The sequence below is a fragment of the Celeribacter sp. genome (assembly GCF_048261515.1).
GTDB lineage: Bacteria > Pseudomonadota > Alphaproteobacteria > Rhodobacterales > Rhodobacteraceae > Celeribacter.
In genome coordinates this window covers 820,380-836,820 of sequence record NZ_JBLXFZ010000001.1, presented here as the reverse complement: position 1 = coordinate 836,820, position 16,441 = coordinate 820,380, and the positions used below count along the sequence as shown (strand labels likewise).

General features: G+C 60.9%; 11 protein-coding genes and 1 tRNA gene. 5 read left to right on the top strand and 7 right to left on the bottom strand.

What is annotated here, in order from left to right:
- Positions 1–8 precede the first annotated feature (8 nt).
- From gcvP to ACN0SC_RS04055, 3 genes are all read left to right on the top strand, one after another.
- Positions 9–2,864: an aminomethyl-transferring glycine dehydrogenase gene (gcvP, locus tag ACN0SC_RS04065; protein ID WP_417248372.1), complete on the top strand. Its 2,856-nt coding sequence runs from the start codon at positions 9–11 to the stop codon at positions 2,862–2,864.
- Between the two features lie 110 nt (positions 2,865–2,974).
- Positions 2,975–3,436: a thioredoxin TrxC gene (gene trxC / locus ACN0SC_RS04060; RefSeq protein ID WP_417248371.1), complete on the top strand. Its 462-nt coding sequence runs from the start codon at positions 2,975–2,977 to the stop codon at positions 3,434–3,436.
- 75 nt (positions 3,437–3,511) lie between these two features.
- Positions 3,512–3,587 (top strand) — tRNA-Ala (locus ACN0SC_RS04055).
- Between the two features lie 77 nt (positions 3,588–3,664).
- Here the strand turns inward: ACN0SC_RS04055 and ACN0SC_RS04050 are convergent.
- From ACN0SC_RS04050 to ACN0SC_RS04030, 5 genes are all read right to left on the bottom strand, one after another.
- Positions 3,665–4,867 carry an efflux RND transporter periplasmic adaptor subunit gene (locus ACN0SC_RS04050; protein ID WP_417248370.1) on the bottom strand — a complete coding sequence of 401 codons (1,203 nt, stop codon included), beginning with the start codon at positions 4,865–4,867 and terminating at the stop codon, positions 3,665–3,667.
- A gap of 3 nt (positions 4,868–4,870) precedes the next feature.
- The gene (locus tag ACN0SC_RS04045; protein WP_417248369.1) at positions 4,871–7,237 is read right to left on the bottom strand and encodes an ABC transporter permease; all 2,367 of its coding nucleotides are present in this window, start codon (positions 7,235–7,237) and stop codon (positions 4,871–4,873) included.
- 2 nt (positions 7,238–7,239) lie between these two features.
- Positions 7,240–7,944, bottom strand: a complete 705-nt coding sequence (locus tag ACN0SC_RS04040) for an ABC transporter ATP-binding protein (RefSeq protein ID WP_417248368.1) — start codon at positions 7,942–7,944, stop codon at positions 7,240–7,242.
- A gap of 86 nt (positions 7,945–8,030) precedes the next feature.
- The gene (locus tag ACN0SC_RS04035; protein ID WP_417248367.1) at positions 8,031–11,384 is read right to left on the bottom strand and encodes a translocation/assembly module TamB domain-containing protein; all 3,354 of its coding nucleotides are present in this window, start codon (positions 11,382–11,384) and stop codon (positions 8,031–8,033) included.
- Positions 11,381–13,147 carry an autotransporter assembly complex protein TamA gene (locus ACN0SC_RS04030; protein WP_417248366.1) on the bottom strand — a complete coding sequence of 589 codons (1,767 nt, stop codon included), beginning with the start codon at positions 13,145–13,147 and terminating at the stop codon, positions 11,381–11,383. The genes ACN0SC_RS04035 and ACN0SC_RS04030 overlap by 4 nt, the downstream gene beginning before the upstream one ends.
- Positions 13,148–13,314: 167 nt before the next feature.
- Between ACN0SC_RS04030 and ACN0SC_RS04025 the strand changes: the two genes are divergently transcribed.
- Positions 13,315–13,821 carry an alkylphosphonate utilization protein gene (locus ACN0SC_RS04025; protein ID WP_417248365.1) on the top strand — a complete coding sequence of 169 codons (507 nt, stop codon included), beginning with the start codon at positions 13,315–13,317 and terminating at the stop codon, positions 13,819–13,821.
- Positions 13,822–13,888: 67 nt separating this feature from the next.
- Here ACN0SC_RS04025 and ACN0SC_RS04020 read toward each other — a convergent pair whose 3' ends face one another.
- A complete protein-coding gene (locus tag ACN0SC_RS04020; protein WP_417248364.1) occupies positions 13,889–14,095 on the bottom strand; it encodes a cold-shock protein in 207 nt (68 codons plus the stop codon).
- 319 nt (positions 14,096–14,414) lie between these two features.
- On the opposite strand from ACN0SC_RS04020, the gene ACN0SC_RS04015 reads away from it, so the two are divergent.
- Positions 14,415–14,798 carry a BrnA antitoxin family protein gene (locus tag ACN0SC_RS04015; RefSeq protein WP_417248363.1) on the top strand — a complete coding sequence of 128 codons (384 nt, stop codon included), beginning with the start codon at positions 14,415–14,417 and terminating at the stop codon, positions 14,796–14,798.
- A gap of 389 nt (positions 14,799–15,187) precedes the next feature.
- Here the strand turns inward: ACN0SC_RS04015 and ACN0SC_RS04010 are convergent, their stop codons facing one another.
- Positions 15,188–16,180 carry a toll/interleukin-1 receptor domain-containing protein gene (locus tag ACN0SC_RS04010; RefSeq protein ID WP_417248362.1) on the bottom strand — a complete coding sequence of 331 codons (993 nt, stop codon included), beginning with the start codon at positions 16,178–16,180 and terminating at the stop codon, positions 15,188–15,190.
- Positions 16,181–16,441: the final 261 nt, after the last annotated feature.

Here is a 16,441-nt window from a genome sequence, read left to right as displayed (position 1 = left end):
CGCTGCCCGTGACCTATACGCCTACGACCTACAACCCCTACGACTTCGCCAACCGTCGCCATATCGGGCCGTCGCCCGCCGAAATGGCGGAGATGCTCGATACGATCGGTGTGCCTTCGTTGGAGGCGCTCATCGATAAGACCGTGCCGATGTCGATCCGCCAACTGGCACCGCTCGATTGGGAGCCGATGACGGAGCATGAGGTTCTGGGCTACATGCGTAAGGTCGCGGACCGCAACACGGTTATGACCTCGCTTATCGGTCAGGGGTTTTACGGCACGGCCACCCCGCCCGCGATCCAGCGCAACATCCTCGAAAACCCTGCATGGTATACGGCCTACACGCCCTACCAGCCCGAGATCGCGCAGGGGCGTCTTGAGGCGCTTCTCAACTTCCAGACGATGGTCAGCGACATGACGGGCTTGCCTGTGGCGAACGCATCTCTTCTGGACGAGGCGACCGCCTGTGCTGAGGCGATGACCATGGCGCAGCGGGTGTCGAAGTCGAAGGCGAATGCGTTCTTCATCGACGAGAACTGCCACCCGCAGAACATCGAAGTGATGAAAACCCGCGCGGCCCCCTTGGGGATCGAGCTGGTGATCGGTGCGCCGCGCGATCTCGATCCTTCCGCCGTATTCGGGGCGATTTTCCAGTATCCGGGCACCTTCGGCAATGTGCAAGATTTCACGCCCCAGATCGCCGCGCTGCACGAGGTCAAGGCTATAGCCATCATGGCGACCGATCTTATGGCCCTGACCATGCTCAAGGAGCCAGGTGCGATGGACGCCGATATCGCGGTCGGTTCGGCACAGCGTTTCGGCGTGCCGATGGGCTTTGGCGGCCCGCACGCGGCTTTCATGTCGTGTAAGGATGCGATCAAACGCGCCATGCCGGGGCGGATTGTCGGCGTGTCCAAAGATGCTAACGGTAACCGTGCCTACCGCCTCTCGCTGCAAACCCGTGAGCAGCACATCCGCCGCGAGAAGGCTACGTCGAACGTCTGTACGGCGCAGGCGCTTCTGGCAGTCATGGCCTCGTTTTATGCGGTGTTTCACGGGCCTGCGGGGCTTCGTGCCATTGGCGAGCGCATCCACTTCAATGCCGTGCGTCTGGCGGACGGGCTGAAATCGTCGGGCTTCACCGTGTCGCCTGACGCATTCTTCGACACGATCACGGTCGAAGTTGGCGCGATGCAGGGCGTGATCCTGCGTTCGGCGGTTTCGGAAGGGATCAACCTGCGCAAGATCGGCAAGGATCGTATCGGTATCTCGCTCGACGAGATGACGGATGCTGCGATTATCGAAAAGGTTTGGCGTGCCTTCGGTCATGACGCCACCGCTGGCGACGAGCCACGCAAACCTGCCGTGCCCGACGCACTTTTGCGTGAGAGCGAATATCTCACCCACCCGATTTTCGGCATGAACCGTGCCGAGGCGGAAATGATGCGCTACATGCGTCGACTGGCCGACCGCGACCTCGCTCTTGACCGTGCCATGATCCCGCTCGGCTCCTGCACGATGAAGCTTAACGCCGCCGTCGAGATGATGCCGATCACATGGCCCGAATTCAACGCGATGCACCCCTATGCGCCCGCCGATCAATCCGAAGGCTACGCCGAGATGATCGACGACCTGAGCGCGAAACTCTGCGAAATCACGGGCTATGACGCCATGTCCATGCAGCCCAATTCGGGCGCGCAGGGCGAGTATGCGGGGCTTCTGGCGATACAGGGCTATCACCGCGCGAACGGTCAGGGCGGGCGCAACATCTGCCTCATCCCTATGTCCGCGCACGGAACCAACCCCGCCTCTGCGCAGATGTGCGGCCTGAAGGTGGTGGTGGTCAAAACCGCCGAGAACGGCGACATCGACATCGACGATTTCCGCGCCAAGGCCGAAGCGGCGGGCGACAAGCTCGCGGCCTGTATGATCACCTACCCCTCGACCCACGGCGTGTTCGAGGAGACCGTCAAGGAGGTCTGCAAGATCACCCACGACTTCGGCGGTCAGGTCTATATGGATGGCGCGAACCTCAACGCGCTTGTCGGGCTGGCGAAACCCGGTGAGATCGGCTCGGACGTGAGCCACCTTAACTTGCACAAGACCTTCTGCATCCCGCATGGCGGCGGCGGGCCGGGCATGGGGCCGATTGGTGTCAAAGCACACCTCGCCCGCTTCCTGCCGGGTGATCCGTTGGGTACGGGCACGGATGGCGAAGGTGGTGCCGTTTCGGCCGCGCGCTTCGGTTCGGCGTCGATCCTGCCGATCTCATGGGCCTACTGTATGCTCATGGGCGGCGAGGGGCTGACGCAGGCCACGAAGGTTGCGATCCTGAATGCCAACTATCTGGCCGCACGCCTCGATGACGCCTTCCCAGTGCTCTATAAAGGTCGCAAAGGGTGCGTCGCACATGAATGCATCGTCGACCCGCGCGAGATTTGCGACGCAACGGGCACGAGTGTGGACGACATTGCCAAGCGCCTGATGGACTGTGGTTTCCATGCGCCGACCATGTCTTTCCCCGTCGCGGGCACCCTGATGATCGAGCCGACCGAGAGCGAGACGAAGGCCGAGCTGGATCGCTTCTGCTCCGCGATGCTGGCAATCCGTGCCGAGATGGCTGAGATCGAAGACGGGAAACTGCCGCAGGACAATAACCCGCTCGTCAATGCGCCGCATACAGTGGATGATCTGGTGGCCGAATGGGACCGCCCCTATTCGCGTGAACAGGGCTGTTTTCCGCCGGGATCGTTCCGTGTGGACAAATACTGGCCCCCCGTCGGGCGGGTCGATAATGCCTATGGCGACCGCAACCTGATCTGCTCCTGTCCGCCGCCCGAGAGCTATGTAGAAGCGGCGGAGTGATCACTGGATTGGCGTGGCGGAAAAGGAAGCTGCCACGCCGCGCCAGCCTTGACTTCGCGTTGCGGCTGCATATGTATTCATAAAAATGAATGTGAAATGGAGCCTTTCCCATGGCCACGTCCCTGACCAAAGACGCCGTAAAACTGGCTTGCACCACCTGCGGCCAATCCAACCGTGTGCCCACTGACAAACTAAGCGCAGGCCCGAAATGTGGCACCTGTGGCGAACCTTTGATCACGGGCAAGGTGGCCGAGCTTGATCCCAAGACACTGGCCGCCGTTTCGAAGAAAGACGACCTTCCGATACTCGTTGATTTCTGGGCGCCGTGGTGCGGCCCGTGCCGCATGATGGCACCTGAATTTGCCAAGGCCGCGCAAGAGCTCAAGGGCCGCGCACGCTTTGCCAAGATCAACACCGAGGAGCATCCTACCGTCTCGATGAAGAACGGCATTCGCGGCATTCCCGCGTTGATCCTGTATCAAGGTGGCCGCGAGGTGGCGCGCATCGCGGGGGCTCGTCCTGCTCGTGATATCGTTGCCTTTGTCGAGCAAAGCGGGGCGTTGCCAAACTGACGAAATGACGCTCTGCGCCCGCGTGCCGATATCTTGACAGATCGGGTCGAAATACCCAAATTTCTGTGCAAGCGTGGGGTTGTAGCTCAGTTGGGAGAGCGCGTCGTTCGCAATGACGAGGTCGTCGGTTCGATCCCGATCAACTCCACCAAATCCACCATTTGAAAATGGCCACCCGCGCGGGTGGCCTTTGGTTTGCGACCGTATCGGCGCAGGACGTCAGCCGCGTTACAGCGAGTTGCGATCAATCACCGCGGCCCCGTCGGTGATGTCGTCGGAGGGATGCACGATGACCTCGTCGCCATCCTCAAGACCCGAAAGCACCTCGACCATATCATCCGACCGCACACCGATCTCTATGCCGACCTGCCGCGCCACATTTCCGTCCTTGACGAAAACGGCCCATCCCTCGCCATCGCGGAACAGTGCCGAAAGGGGCAGCCTTAGCGCGTCTTCGGCTTCCCACGTCACGACCCGCAAAAACACCGCGTATTGATGGCCCAACCCTTCGCGCTCTGCGGACGGTGTGACCAGATCGAAAACCGCCGAAACCCGCTGCTCCTCGATCCCAAGCGACGACACCTTCGTTTGCGCGCGGGGGGCGAGTGAGACCAGCCGCGCCTCCAGATCCTCCTCACCGCCCCAGCGTTCGACAATCGCGTGTGCGCCGATCTGCAATCCGACGGCATCCGAGGACAAAAGCTCGGCGGCGATTTCCAGATCGTTCACATCCCCGATGGTCAAAAGCGGCGCGCCCACAGCAACGGAGTGTTCCGACTCTTGCGCAATCTCCAGAACCGTGCCTGACGCGGGGGCCAGTATTTCCACCGACCGCGTGTCAACCTCTCCCCCATTCACACCCAGAGCTGCCTTTGCCCTTGCCAGTGACGAGGCGGACATATCAACGCCAGATGCCGCAGCATCCAGCGCGGCCAGTCGCAAGCTCAATGCTTGCTGCGCGTTCTCCAGTGTTGTCTGAGAGGCCACGCCGCGTTCAACCAACTCCTGTGTCCGCTCCACCTCGCGCCGTGCGAAGGCCATTTCCTCTTCCGCCTGACGCAGTTGCGCTTTGGATAGCCGGTAGGCGGCCTCCGCCTCACGCACAGCCGCTTCCAACTGTCCCGTTGTGCGGGTGTCGAGCAGAGCGGGGGCGACGGGTTCGATCCGCGCCACAACCGTCTCGCCAGCCACTACGCTGTCGCCTTCTTCGACGGGGGTGCGCAAGGCCGTGCCTGAAATCGGTGCGGAAACCTCGTAGATGTTGCGAATGCGGGTCTTCCCGTCGGCGTTGATCGTCACCACCATCGGCCCGCGCGTTACCTCGGCCACATCGACGGCTATCGGATGGGGGCGAAAGCCGATGAACACCAACGCACCGACGAGCGCAAGCACGATCAGAATAAGCAGGGATTTGCGAGTTCTGGAGGTCATGGGTCACTCCCGTGTTTTCATGACGGAGACGAGGTCGAGACGGTCAATGCGCCGCCGCACCAGTAGCGCCGAGCCGAGCGCGGCGGCGAGCACGATCAGGCTGGCACGGGCAAAGGATGCCGTGGGCAGGACCATCGGGATGGAATAGAGATCGGAGGTGAAGCCTGCGGCCATGGCGGTGGAAATCCAGTAGCCAAGCGCCCAGCCGAGTGGTTGTGCGGCCAAGGCGACGAGCATGGTTTCACCCACGAGGATGTAGGACACTTCACCGTTGGAGAAGCCGAGAATGCGCAGCGACGCCAACTCCCGCGCCTGCTCGGAAAGTTGAATGCGCGCGCCATTGTAGGACAGGCCGACGGTGATCAGAACCGCCACGACGATAAAGACTGAATTGGTCGCGGTGACGCTTTCGTCAAGCGTGTCCTGAAAGCCGCGCCGCATGTCCGACATCCGGACCGATCCCGCAATGGCGGGTGTATCCTTGATCGCGGCGTTGAACGCCTCGTCCTGCGCGGGATCAATTGTCACATTGGCCACCGAGATGCGCGGTGCCGTCCGTTGCAGTGCGGCCATCGCATCGCGGGTCATATAGGCACCGAGGCCGAGATACTGGTCGACCACGTCGCTCACCACGAGGCGGTGCGTTTCCTTATGACCCGTCATGAACTCGACCCAGACCATGTCACCCTTCCCGATGTGCAGCACCTCCGCCACGCGGTTGGTGATAACGATCCCCGAACCTTCGGGCTCAATCGGTTGGCCATCATCATCCAGCGAACGTGCAAGGCTCGCGCCCGCGCCACGTGTGATGATCGACAGTTTCTTTTCACGATGACCGTTGCGCAGGGTGACGGGGCTCATCAATTCGCCTTCAACTTCCACCACCCCCGGAAGGTTACGCACGTCCTCAAGCGCGAAGAGAGGGCGGTCGCCTGCCAGAATGAGGATCGCATCCTCGCGGTTCGATTGCTCAAAAGCCACGTCCACGATCTCTTCCATTGCGCTGTTGAAGAAGCCCGCCGAGATCAGCACCGCCACCGCCATCGACAGGCCAAGCGCCGACATTGCCGCGCGCCACGGCCAACGGATGATCGACCGCCAGATCATCATCGTGGGCTGCGTGGGGTTCAGGGCGGTGAGAGCGCGGTCAAAGAGTGAGCGCTTGAAACGCGGCGGGGCAGGGGGGGACATGGCCACCGCAGGGGCCAGCCGCGCAGCCGCTAGAGCCGAGCGCAACGCACCCAATGCTGCCGTCAGGAGCGCGAGAAAACCAGAGAGCGCATAGGCGTCATAGGAGACATTGAACACCAGATAGGGGAACTTGAAATAATAGGCATATTGCGCCGCCATCGCCTTGGCCGCCGCCCCACCCGTTGCCCAGCCGATCGCAATGCCGAGCACCGCCGTCAGCCCCGCAAGCAGGATGTAGTGTGAGGCGATCTGCACGTCCGAATATCCGAGCGCCTTCAAAAGCCCGATCTCGCTACGCTCCAGCGCGATGATCCGCCCGATCACCATGTTCACCAGAAAGGCCGAAATGCCGAAGAAGATCGGCGGCAGGACAACGGACATATTCTTGAGCTGTGCGATCTCGGTGGAAACAAAGGCATTGGACACTTGATCCGCGCGCGCAATCGCCCCCGAGCCGCCGTAGGGATCGAGAATGTCCTCGACCTGCGCCATCACCGTGGCGACATTGGCGTCCCGCGTCACGGCCAGCGCGACCGAATTGAAGGCTCCCGACATATCAAAGGCCGCTGCCAGCATCGCCTCAGGTAGCCAAAGGATGCCGAAGTTCTCGTCGTCGGGCATAATTGCACCTGGCCCGATGGCATAGACGAATTCGGGCGAGAGAGCGGTGCCAACGATGCGCAGCGACCGCTTGCGTCCCGACAAGAGCGCCTCGAAGCGGTCTCCAAGCTCGAAACCATGCGCATCGGCAAAGGGTTCCGACACCATCACCTCGTCACTGGCTTGCGGATCGGGCAGGCGCCCCGAACGGATGATCGGCACGTTGAGACGCGGTAGGTCGCCGCTTTCGGGCAGTGACAGGGCCAGACCCGAGGCCGATTTCACGCGGCCTTCGATATCGAGCACAAGGGTCTTCTCCACCCGCGCGTCAACGCTTTGCACCCCGTCGATTTCGGCAAGTTCTCCGACCAGCCGCATGGGCGCCTTGTCCGCACTGGCCCAGACATCGGCGAAAGAGTTACGTTCGTAGAATGCCGCCAGCGTGTCGTCGAGCGCGCGATACATCCCGAAGGAGGTCAGGAGGATCATCACCCCGCAGGCCAGTACCAGCGCAATCGCCAGTGACTGGCTCCACAACCGCTTGAAGTCGCGCATGAGTTTGATGTCGAGTGCGTGCATGGCTACCACTCGATTTCGGAAGGTGCGATGCGGGTCGCGTTTGTCTCGACTGAGGAGATATTCCCGTCCTGAAAGCGGATCACGCGATGCGCCATGGCCTGAATGGCTGCGTTATGGGTGATGACGATGGCGGTCGTACCAAGGGTCTCGTTGATCTCGCGGATCGCTTCGAGCACCTGTACTCCCGTATGGCTATCGAGCGCTCCCGTCGGCTCGTCACACAAAAGCACTTCGGGCCGCTTGGCGATGGCGCGGGCGATGGCGACGCGCTGTTGCTCCCCACCTGAAAGCTCGGCGGGGAAGTGGTCGATGCGGTGACTGAGACCAACCCTCTCCAACGCCTCCGCCGCGCTCATCGGATCGGGGGCGATATCCGTCACCATCTGCACATTCTCACGCGCGGTGAGTGAGGGGACGAGGTTGTAGAACTGGAAGACGAAACCCACGTGATCGCGCCTGTATCGGGTCAATTCACGGTCCGACAGCGTGGTGAGGTCGGTGTCGCGAAACAGCACCTTCCCGCTGGTCGCGTGGTCCAGGCCGCCCAGTATGTTCAGAAGCGTCGATTTTCCCGACCCCGATGGTCCGAGCAGAACCGTCAACTCCCCAGCGAAGAGATCAAGGTCAACACCGTCGAGCGCCCGCACCTCGGTGCCGCCCGTCTGGTAGGTTTTCACAACGTCTTCGGTATGAAATACGGTTTCCACGGCACTCTCTCCACGCCAGTGAAGCCACAGTAGCACAGATCACCACGTCGACTATGACCGATGTCAAAGTGCGCGTGGGGTGTGGATCAGTAGTCTTTTTCGAAGAATACGCCGATACTGGTATCGCCGCCCGAGGTGACCGACCCTTTCACGGTGACATTGTCCGTGGCATCGAGGTTGAGGTTGATCTCGCTGCGCCCCGTGCTGTCGACGGTCACATCGGTGTAGAGCTTATCGGAAATGTATTTCCCAACTTTGAGCTCCGTCTCCCCGTCGTCGGTGGTCGACAGGTCCAGATCGTCAAGCCCGAAACCCTCGCGGACCGATCCCGACAGTCCGCCCCCGCCCGCCAGTTGAGCCACTGCGGCGGCCATGCGTGCGGCTTGCAGCGCGGAGATTTCCGACAGTGCGCGACCAAAGAGAAGCTGCGCGAGGATTTCTTCCTGTGGAAGACTGGGACTGGAGGTCAGAAGAAGTTCGGGCTCGGAAATACGGCCGCTTGTGGTGATCCGCACGGTGATATCATTCGCTTCCGACACACCCGAGAGGCGGAAGGTCGGGTCAAGATCGCCGCGTAGGGCCAACTCGCCCTCGTCCAGATCAATGCGTTTTCCCAGCAGAGCGATCCGCCCGCGGATCAGGTTGAATTGCCCTGTCGGGACGAGATTGGCCGTGCTTCCGCGCAGGGTCAAAGAACCGCCAAGTTCCGCGTCTACGCCGCTGCCTCGGATGAAAATGCGGTCGGGCGCGAGCACTTGCAGGTTGAGCAACACCTTGCCACTGCCGCTGCTTGTCGTGCTGCTCCCCAAAAGCCCCGCACGGTCGCGCGTGATTTGCACGTCGGAGGGCGCGCCGACATGAGTGATTTCCGGCACGTCACCGCCCGCGCCGAGCGCTGAGGGTGACAGTTTGACCGCCGTTTCGCCAAGGCGGATTGTGCCCGATAGGCGCGGGTTCGCGGTGAGTGATCCGTTGAGTGCAAGCTGCCCGTCGAGAGACGTGGTGTAGAGCGCGGGATCTTCGCTGATAATCCCGTCGAGCGTGACCGTAAGGTCGGCTGCAAACCCGCCTGTGAGGCCGAGCGCGCCGCTCACGCCAAGCTGTCCGCCGAGCCGTGGTTCCGCGCTGGCGCTAATTGATGCGCGCGAACCCGACAGGTCGACGCGCGCCGAGGAGAAGGTTAGCGTTTCGCTGATCGAGGGCAGAACCACCCGCGCACCGCTTTCCAAGACCACAGCGCCCGACAGGCTGTCGAGGGCGAGCGGACCGTTCAGGTTCAAATTGAAATTGGCCGTGCCCTGTGCAAGCGCCGAGCGGGTGAAACTGTTGGCCAGCCCCAAGGGCGCGTCACCTGTCAAGGAAAGCGCAGCTTCGGTGAAATCCGTAGCCATGCCGCCGCGCACCTGCAACGATGCGCCGCCAGGCCCGACCAAATCGGCGCGCGTGTCCCAATCGGCATCCGCGCCTTGGCGGTCCAGAACGGCGTCGATGGTCAAGGGGCCAGACAGGCCCGTGCCGAGCCTCGCCACATCGGCGATACGCGCGTCCAGATCGAGGCGCCCGACTTCCGTGGACAGCCTCCCCGACCCGCTTGCGGTGAGCTGTGATGTCTCAAGGTCGATGCCTTCGAGCGTCACGCCCTCGGTGTCACGCCGCGCGGATACTTCAAACCGTGATGCGCCGCCAAAAAGCGTGTCGAGGCGGTCTACGCCAAGCGCGATCCCGCTCCCCGTGCCCTCAACGAAGAGGTCGAACGCACCCGAAAGCGGCACCACCTCGCCCGAGGCGGAAAGCTCGGTTTCGCCCTTGATGTCCATGCCCGACAGAGTGGCAAAGCGTGATAGGCTCGGCGTGTCGAGGATCAGCCCGCCGTTGAAAGCAAGCCCCGTGTCCAGCCCCGTAAGCGCGCCCGATGCCGCAAACAGTGTCGCGCCCGTGGTCACTTCGAAACGTTCGAGGTTGAGCGGCGTGCCGTCTTCCCACGCGAATGTCATGGCTGCATCAAACGCTGTGCCCAAGGCTTCCGTGAGCCCTTCGATCTCCGAGGCAAACCCATCCACCGTAAGCAACACATCGCCCGCCACTTCGCGTGCCAGACCGGCAACGCCTGTGGCGCTGCCCCGCGCAATGCGCCCTGCGCCCGTCAGTGAAATCCGGTCGACCTGTGTGCCATCACGGGAAAAACCGCGTGCGCTGATATCTGCCTGCCAACTCTCGCTCTCAAGCCCGTCGTAACGCGCCGAGAGTGTCGCTCCGTCGAGGAATGCACGCGGCCCCGAAATCGGCAGCAACACGGGCAGCCTGTCGACAGGCGCAATGCGACCCGACAACGCAAAGGACTGCGGCAGGCCATCGGAAGCCAGAGCAACCTCCCCCGTCAGCGACAGGGCCTGCGTCTCCAGCGTGAAATCGTCGAGATCAAAGCGCCCGTCCGCGTGGGACAACCCGTGCGCGACGAGGCGGCTCGACGTGCCGAAAAACCGTGCGTAGTCGTCCGAAAAGAGCGGCGTCAGATCACCCGACAAATCGACGGAAAATGCGCGCGCCTGTGGCGTGTCTGTGTCCGCGGTCTCTTCTGTGCTGTCCGCAATGTCAGTGACGTCTGTTTCGGAAGCGGGCGGCGTGCTCAGCTGTGCTTGCCCCGTCAACCGCTCCACACCATTGGTGGCCAATCCGATATCCGCGGTGAAATCGTCCAGCGGCCCCTCACCTGCAACACTCAAGCGCAGGGGCGGCGACCCAGGCAGGTTGGTCAACCCCGACACGATCCCGCCCGCGCCTTCCTCAAGCGACAGGTCAAGTGCGAGCATTCGGCTGTCGTTGGCGTAGGAGGCATCGACGACAAATTGCCCCTCGGCACCATCGACGCGCGAAATATCAAGGTTTGCGGAGCCCGCGCCATCGGCGATCTGCGCGGTGCCTTCAAGGGTGATCACCACCTCTTCACCGATCTTCAAAACCGACGCGCCAAGCGCGGCCCGTTCGACGGCGATCCGCCCGATGTCGATGGACACGGGCAGTTCGGGCAGGGCAAAGGGCGTGACTTCGGGATCGGGTAGGTCAATCGCGTCACCTGCATCGGGCAGACGCGCGACGATGATCTCTGCGGCGGTGATTTCGTCAATCTCCAGCCGTCCGCGCAAAAGCGCCGTTCGATCCCAATCAAGCACCGCGTCGCGCATGGTGAACCACACGCCCTCGGCATCCGAGATGGTCATTTGATCAAGCGTCGCCCGCGCGCTCAACAGTCCCTCGAACCCGTCGATCCGAATGTCGCGCCCTGCGCCGCTAAGGTTGTCTTCAAGAAAGCCCACGATGAAGGAGCGGTCGCGCTCCGTTTGGTCGTCGTCCTGTGCGGATGCGACGAGCGGTGTGACTGCGAGTCCAGTGACAAGCGTGGCGGTGCGAAGCGGGGCGGATATGCAGCGTGCGGGTCTCAAAATGCTTGTCCGATCCCGACATAGAGTTGCAGGCCGTCGCCCGTCGTTCCCGAGACAGGCAGCGCGAGATCAAGGCGGATCGGGCCAAATCCTGTGTGGTAGCGCACCCCGAGCCCCGCACCTGCGTGCCATGTCGCGCCGCGTGTGGGGATGGGGTCCGTGCCAATGGCTCCGAGGTCGGCAAAGCCCACCACGCCAATCTTGTCCGTGACCATCGCGCGCAATTCGGTGGAGAAGGCAAACATCCCGCGCCCGCCCGCAAAACTGCCACCTACGGGGATGCCGAGCGATTGGTAGGGTTGGCCGCGCACCGAACCGCCGCCGCCAGAGAAGAACAGGAAGTCGGGCGGCACGTCACCCGTGTTCGCGCCGAAGACCGATCCCGTCTGCACCCGCCCTGCGAGTGTCACGCGGTCATCCTCGCCAAAGCTCAGGTAGCCCCGGAAATCGGACGTTACGCGCACGCCAGATTGCGAGCCGCTCAGACCCACGAAAGGCATGATCTCTGCGGCGGCATAGGTGCCGTGCTTTGTGTCCAGCGCATCGTCGCGCATGTCGCGTTCACCTGCGACGGGGAAAATAATATGGTGGAAACTGCGATTGCCGAACGCATCGCTGACATCGGAGTAGCGGTAGCCAATGGAGGCCGTGACCTGCGACAGGCGGGAGGCCTCAACCTCGACCCCGAAAGAGAACTCGCCCGTGTTGGCGCGGTAGCCTGGATCGTTGATATGTTCGATCTGCGCGCCAAGAAGGGCGGTGTATTTTGCGTGGAAGGTCGCGGGGCGGCGGTAGCTTGCACTGAGCGACACATCAATGCCCGTCGATCCGCCCAGCCCTGATATCTCGCCGTCAAAACGCAGACGGTCGGCGTTGGCGGTCAGGTTGCGGTGCATCCAGTAGGCTGAAAGGGTGCCGCCCTCAAGCGATGACAATTCCGCGCCGAACCCGAAGCGTCGCGGCGTTTCATCAACCACCTTTGCGGTGATGTCGAGCGTGTTCCCCTCGCCAAGCGTCCTTGCCTCGGTCAGGGTCACAGATCGGAAGGCTCCCGTCCGTTGCAATCTGTTGGCGACAAGGTCGAGATCTTCTGGCGAGTAGGCGCCTCCCTCGGGTAGCCCCGCAATCTTGCGCACCCGCCGTTCCGAGACGATTGTCTCGCCCGCCACAAGGAGCGTTCCGAATGTCACGCGTGGACCTGGGTCGATGCCGATCGCTACATCGAGGCGGCGTTCGGGATGATCGGCTATAACGGATTGCGTGACCATTTCCGCCTTGGCGTGCGACACGGCCCGCCAGCCGTCGATGGCGGCATCACGCGCGGCACCCACGAGAGGTGCGCGGGCCGTTTCGCCCGTGGCGAAACCGTCGGGCAAATCCGTATCGGGAGCCAGTGGGGAAACCTCGGTGCGGCCAAAAGAAAATCGCGGCCCCTTCTCCACCGTGATCGCCACGGAGTTCACGTTGTCGGGTAGGGAAATCAACGGGATAGACGATCCTTCGCGTCCGTCCACCTTGATCGAAATGCTCGGGCCGTAATAGCCCTCGCGGTAGAGCGCGCCGAGGATGGAACGGTAATCGGACTGAACTGCGGCGATGATTTCGTCGGGGTCGTCGATGCCATTCTCGTCGGCATTGGCAAGAGCTGAAACACCCCTGATCTGTCCACGCAAATCTTCGTCGCCGTCCGTGGTCAGGTGTAACTCGAATGCTCCTGCGGCGGTAGAGCCGAGGAGGAGCGCGAGGGTTAAAGCTGTTCGCATTATATGTCTCACCGAAGTCCTGTCCGATCGTCCTTAAGGGCGAACGCGCTTCGACTATGATCGGTTCCCAGCCGAGTTTCCAGAGGTGTCTGGGCCTATTTGGGCGGTTTGTCGCTTGCCGCGCCCAGCCGTGCCGCTTAGGGTCCGCGCCATTAACGGAGGATATTATGGCGGAATGTGAAATTTGCGGCGCGCCCGCGACAACGGATATGGCTATTGCGCCGCGCACCGAGACGGTGGCGCTATGTGCGACCTGCGCAGGCGGGATCAAAGGGGAAGAGGTTCCCGAGGGTCATTGGCAGAGCCTGACCACGGCGATGTGGTCGGAGAGCGATGCTGTGAAAGTCCTCTCGTGGCGGCTTCTTAACCGTTTCAAATCAGAGGCTTGGGCTGCCGATGCGCTCGACATGCTCTACCTTGAGCCCGAGGTTGAGGAATGGGCGAAGGCGGTTGGTCCCGAACTCATCCACCGCGACAGCAACGGTGCGGTGCTCTCGTCGGGCGATACTGTGGTTCTTATCAAAGACTTACCCGTCAAAGGCGGGGGCTTTACCGCCAAGCGCGGGACGGCTGTGCGGGGCATCTCTTTGGTGGCCGATAATGCGGGTCATATCGAGGGGCGTGTCGAAGGGCAGCGGATCGTGATCCTCACCGAATTCGTCAAAAAGAAATAACCCCGAAAACGAAAAATGCCCGCGACAAACGCGGGCATTTCATCAATTTTTCCAAAGACTTAAAGTCTTAGGCAACGACGAGGTTGATCGCCGACTCGCGACCGTCACGGCCGTTTTCGATGTCGAAGGTCACTTTCGCGCCGTCAGCAAGACCAGTCAGGCCAGAGCGCTCGACTGCGGAGATGTGAACGAACACATCTTTAGAACCGCCTTCGGGCTCGATGAAGCCATAACCTTTAGTGGAATTGAACCATTTCACGGTGCCATTAGCCATCCGTATTCTCCTAAGTTTTCAAAGCGTTGCCCACGATATGCGGCAACCCGGCTCAGTCAGTGGTCGTTCGAGGACTGCGGCCGGTTAGGGAGTACAGAGGGTCGAAAGAGGTAACGTAGCGAGGCCCCTTATGACAGGATTCGACGTCTTTGCATAGCGGTTTCTTTGCGCGCCCCCAAAGCGCGCCAATCCCCGTTCCCGCCTGTGGCGGATATGCATCGGACATCCGTCGGACATGTGTCGGACCCCTGCGCACGCTGCGATGAGGTGCGGTTAACCAGTTTCGCGCAAACTGCCCGCACCAACTACGGAGACCCACATGGCACGCCCGCAACTCGTCAAATCCCGCCCGCAACTGACCAAGACAAAACGCCTTGCCCTTGAAAGGCTCAGCCGCACCGCCGAGGCCCTGCGCCGTTTCGAGCCTATGGACTGGGACGTGCGGGACGTGGTGCCCGAAGCATGGAAGACGCTGGAGCAAGACGTGGACGTGGCCGAGAAGAAGGTCAAGATCACTCTGCGGCTCGACGAGAGCGTGGCCAAGTTCTTCCGCGCCCAAGGCGAAGGCTATCAGGCTCGCATTAACCACGTTCTCGCCACCTTCGCCCAGATGAAGATCGCGCAGGTCGATCTCTACGACCGCCGCTTTGCCGCATGGGAACACGCCTACGCGCAGGGCAAGAGCGACATCGAATGCCTCTAAGCATGGCGCAACCCGCCAGAGCGGCATGAGCTGTGATGAGCGGGGCGCGAGTGGCGGCGCTGGGGGCAAGACGGGCAGGGGAGCCTTTCCCGTCGACAACCCCACCCGCGCGGGGGCGCGGGGGAGTGGGCGCAGGTGCCGACGCAGGAGACAGAAGGCAACCACGCGACCCGTCGCGCTGGGGGCGTGTTGCGAGGCGATGCGGGAAGATCACCAGTTCCAATGCTGACAGGGAGCCTGCTCGGAGTGGTGAGGGGCGTGAGGTTCTTTAAGGGTGCAAGCGTGCGGCCAAGCCGCGCGCGTGGTCGGTAGCGTATTGCGCAGCAATGCGCGTTAGACCGCCAGACCCGCCCCCACGGGGCTGCGCGTTTCACGCACCGCCCCTCGGGTCAGGCGCGGGGGGGTGGCCCAAATAGGTCGAGAACTTGCCGTGCTGCCTTTGAATAAATTTCTTCCTGCTTTGCCTCAGTTAGACTGCACAGGGATTCTTTTGGGTCGTTTAATGATTGAAATTTTGCTAGTTCGTCTATGGCTGTAAAAATACATGGTTTCACGATGATTGGGACAATCCGACAACCATCCTCTTCGTGTTTTTTTAAGAGGGGAGGCAATTCGTATCTGACGACAAAATCAGATGCCAAGAAATCCGCCGATACTAAAAGTATTGCCAACGAACATTCTTCCAAATTGCGTTGGATTTCAGATTTGAAATCATCTCCGCCAACTAGTCGAGTATCTGCCCAAAGTTCTATTTCAATGCGACTCTCAAGAGGCTTAAGGTGTGTTTGAAGCCTTGAAAGATATTTCGCGTCAGAATGTGAGTAACTGACAAAAATTTTCTTTTTAGCAGTAGGGGTAGAGGTTTCTTGAGGCTCTTCAGTCTTTTGGCTAGTATCCGTCGATGCTTGTGTGAGGTTTGGGACTCGCTTACCGCGTTTCTCCATCACCGCTAAGAGATCGATATGCTTTATTGCCCAATGTGTTCGGCTTAATTCAAATCGCTCAATTTCTAACTCGAAGCAAAGCTCTTCAAGTTCTTCTGTAGTCAGCGGCAGATAGTTATCATCAAGCTCATAAGCGATGACAATTTCTTCGTCGACGTAAGTGGTTGTTGTAATGTATCCAACTTGCGCCTTTTTCCCTACGAAATCTTCGTATGCAAATAGCGTCGGAATCTTGGTGATCGCCGTTTCAATTGAACCATGCTCGCGTTCTAAAACCGTTGGAATGTATGCGTCTGTATACTCAAGCATACGGCTTCTTGTGAACTGTGAAGGAGTGCGCTCCCACTGGTTCTCATTCGCAGAACAAATAAAGTTATAAAACTTGCCATCTGTTTTCATTGCTAAGGCGTCTTTCTTCGATTTCGCGACTGTGATCATGAATACGGCATTTCATGGCCATAGAACCCTATTATTGAACGTGCGGGTAGGGTTTAGGCCACATTAGAGACAGGTGCGGGCCCCAGTTGGTCAACGGAAGACGCCTTTGTCACTTTCCAAACTGACACCTTCCGCTCATGCTCCACGGGGCGCGAACGCGCGTTTTCTTTGAAAATACGCAGCCTCGCCCTCACAAAAAAAGCGCCCCGAAGGGCGCTTTTGTATGTCGCATCACCTAGGCGGCGAAGGAAATTCCCCAGA

Coding starts and splice junctions, on each gene's coding strand:
- trxC (WP_417248371.1), top strand. CDS start 2,975: ATGGCCACGTCCCTGACCAAAGACGCCGTAAAACTGGCTTGCACCACC.
- ACN0SC_RS04050 (WP_417248370.1), bottom strand. CDS start 4,867: ATGACCTCCAGAACTCGCAAATCCCTGCTTATTCTGATCGTGCTTGCG.
- ACN0SC_RS04045 (WP_417248369.1), bottom strand. CDS start 7,237: ATGCACGCACTCGACATCAAACTCATGCGCGACTTCAAGCGGTTGTGG.
- ACN0SC_RS04030 (WP_417248366.1), bottom strand. CDS start 13,147: ATGCGAACAGCTTTAACCCTCGCGCTCCTCCTCGGCTCTACCGCCGCA.
- ACN0SC_RS04025 (WP_417248365.1), top strand. CDS start 13,315: ATGGCGGAATGTGAAATTTGCGGCGCGCCCGCGACAACGGATATGGCT.
- ACN0SC_RS04020 (WP_417248364.1), bottom strand. CDS start 14,095: ATGGCTAATGGCACCGTGAAATGGTTCAATTCCACTAAAGGTTATGGC.
- ACN0SC_RS04015 (WP_417248363.1), top strand. CDS start 14,415: ATGGCACGCCCGCAACTCGTCAAATCCCGCCCGCAACTGACCAAGACA.
- ACN0SC_RS04010 (WP_417248362.1), bottom strand. CDS start 16,180: ATGATCACAGTCGCGAAATCGAAGAAAGACGCCTTAGCAATGAAAACA.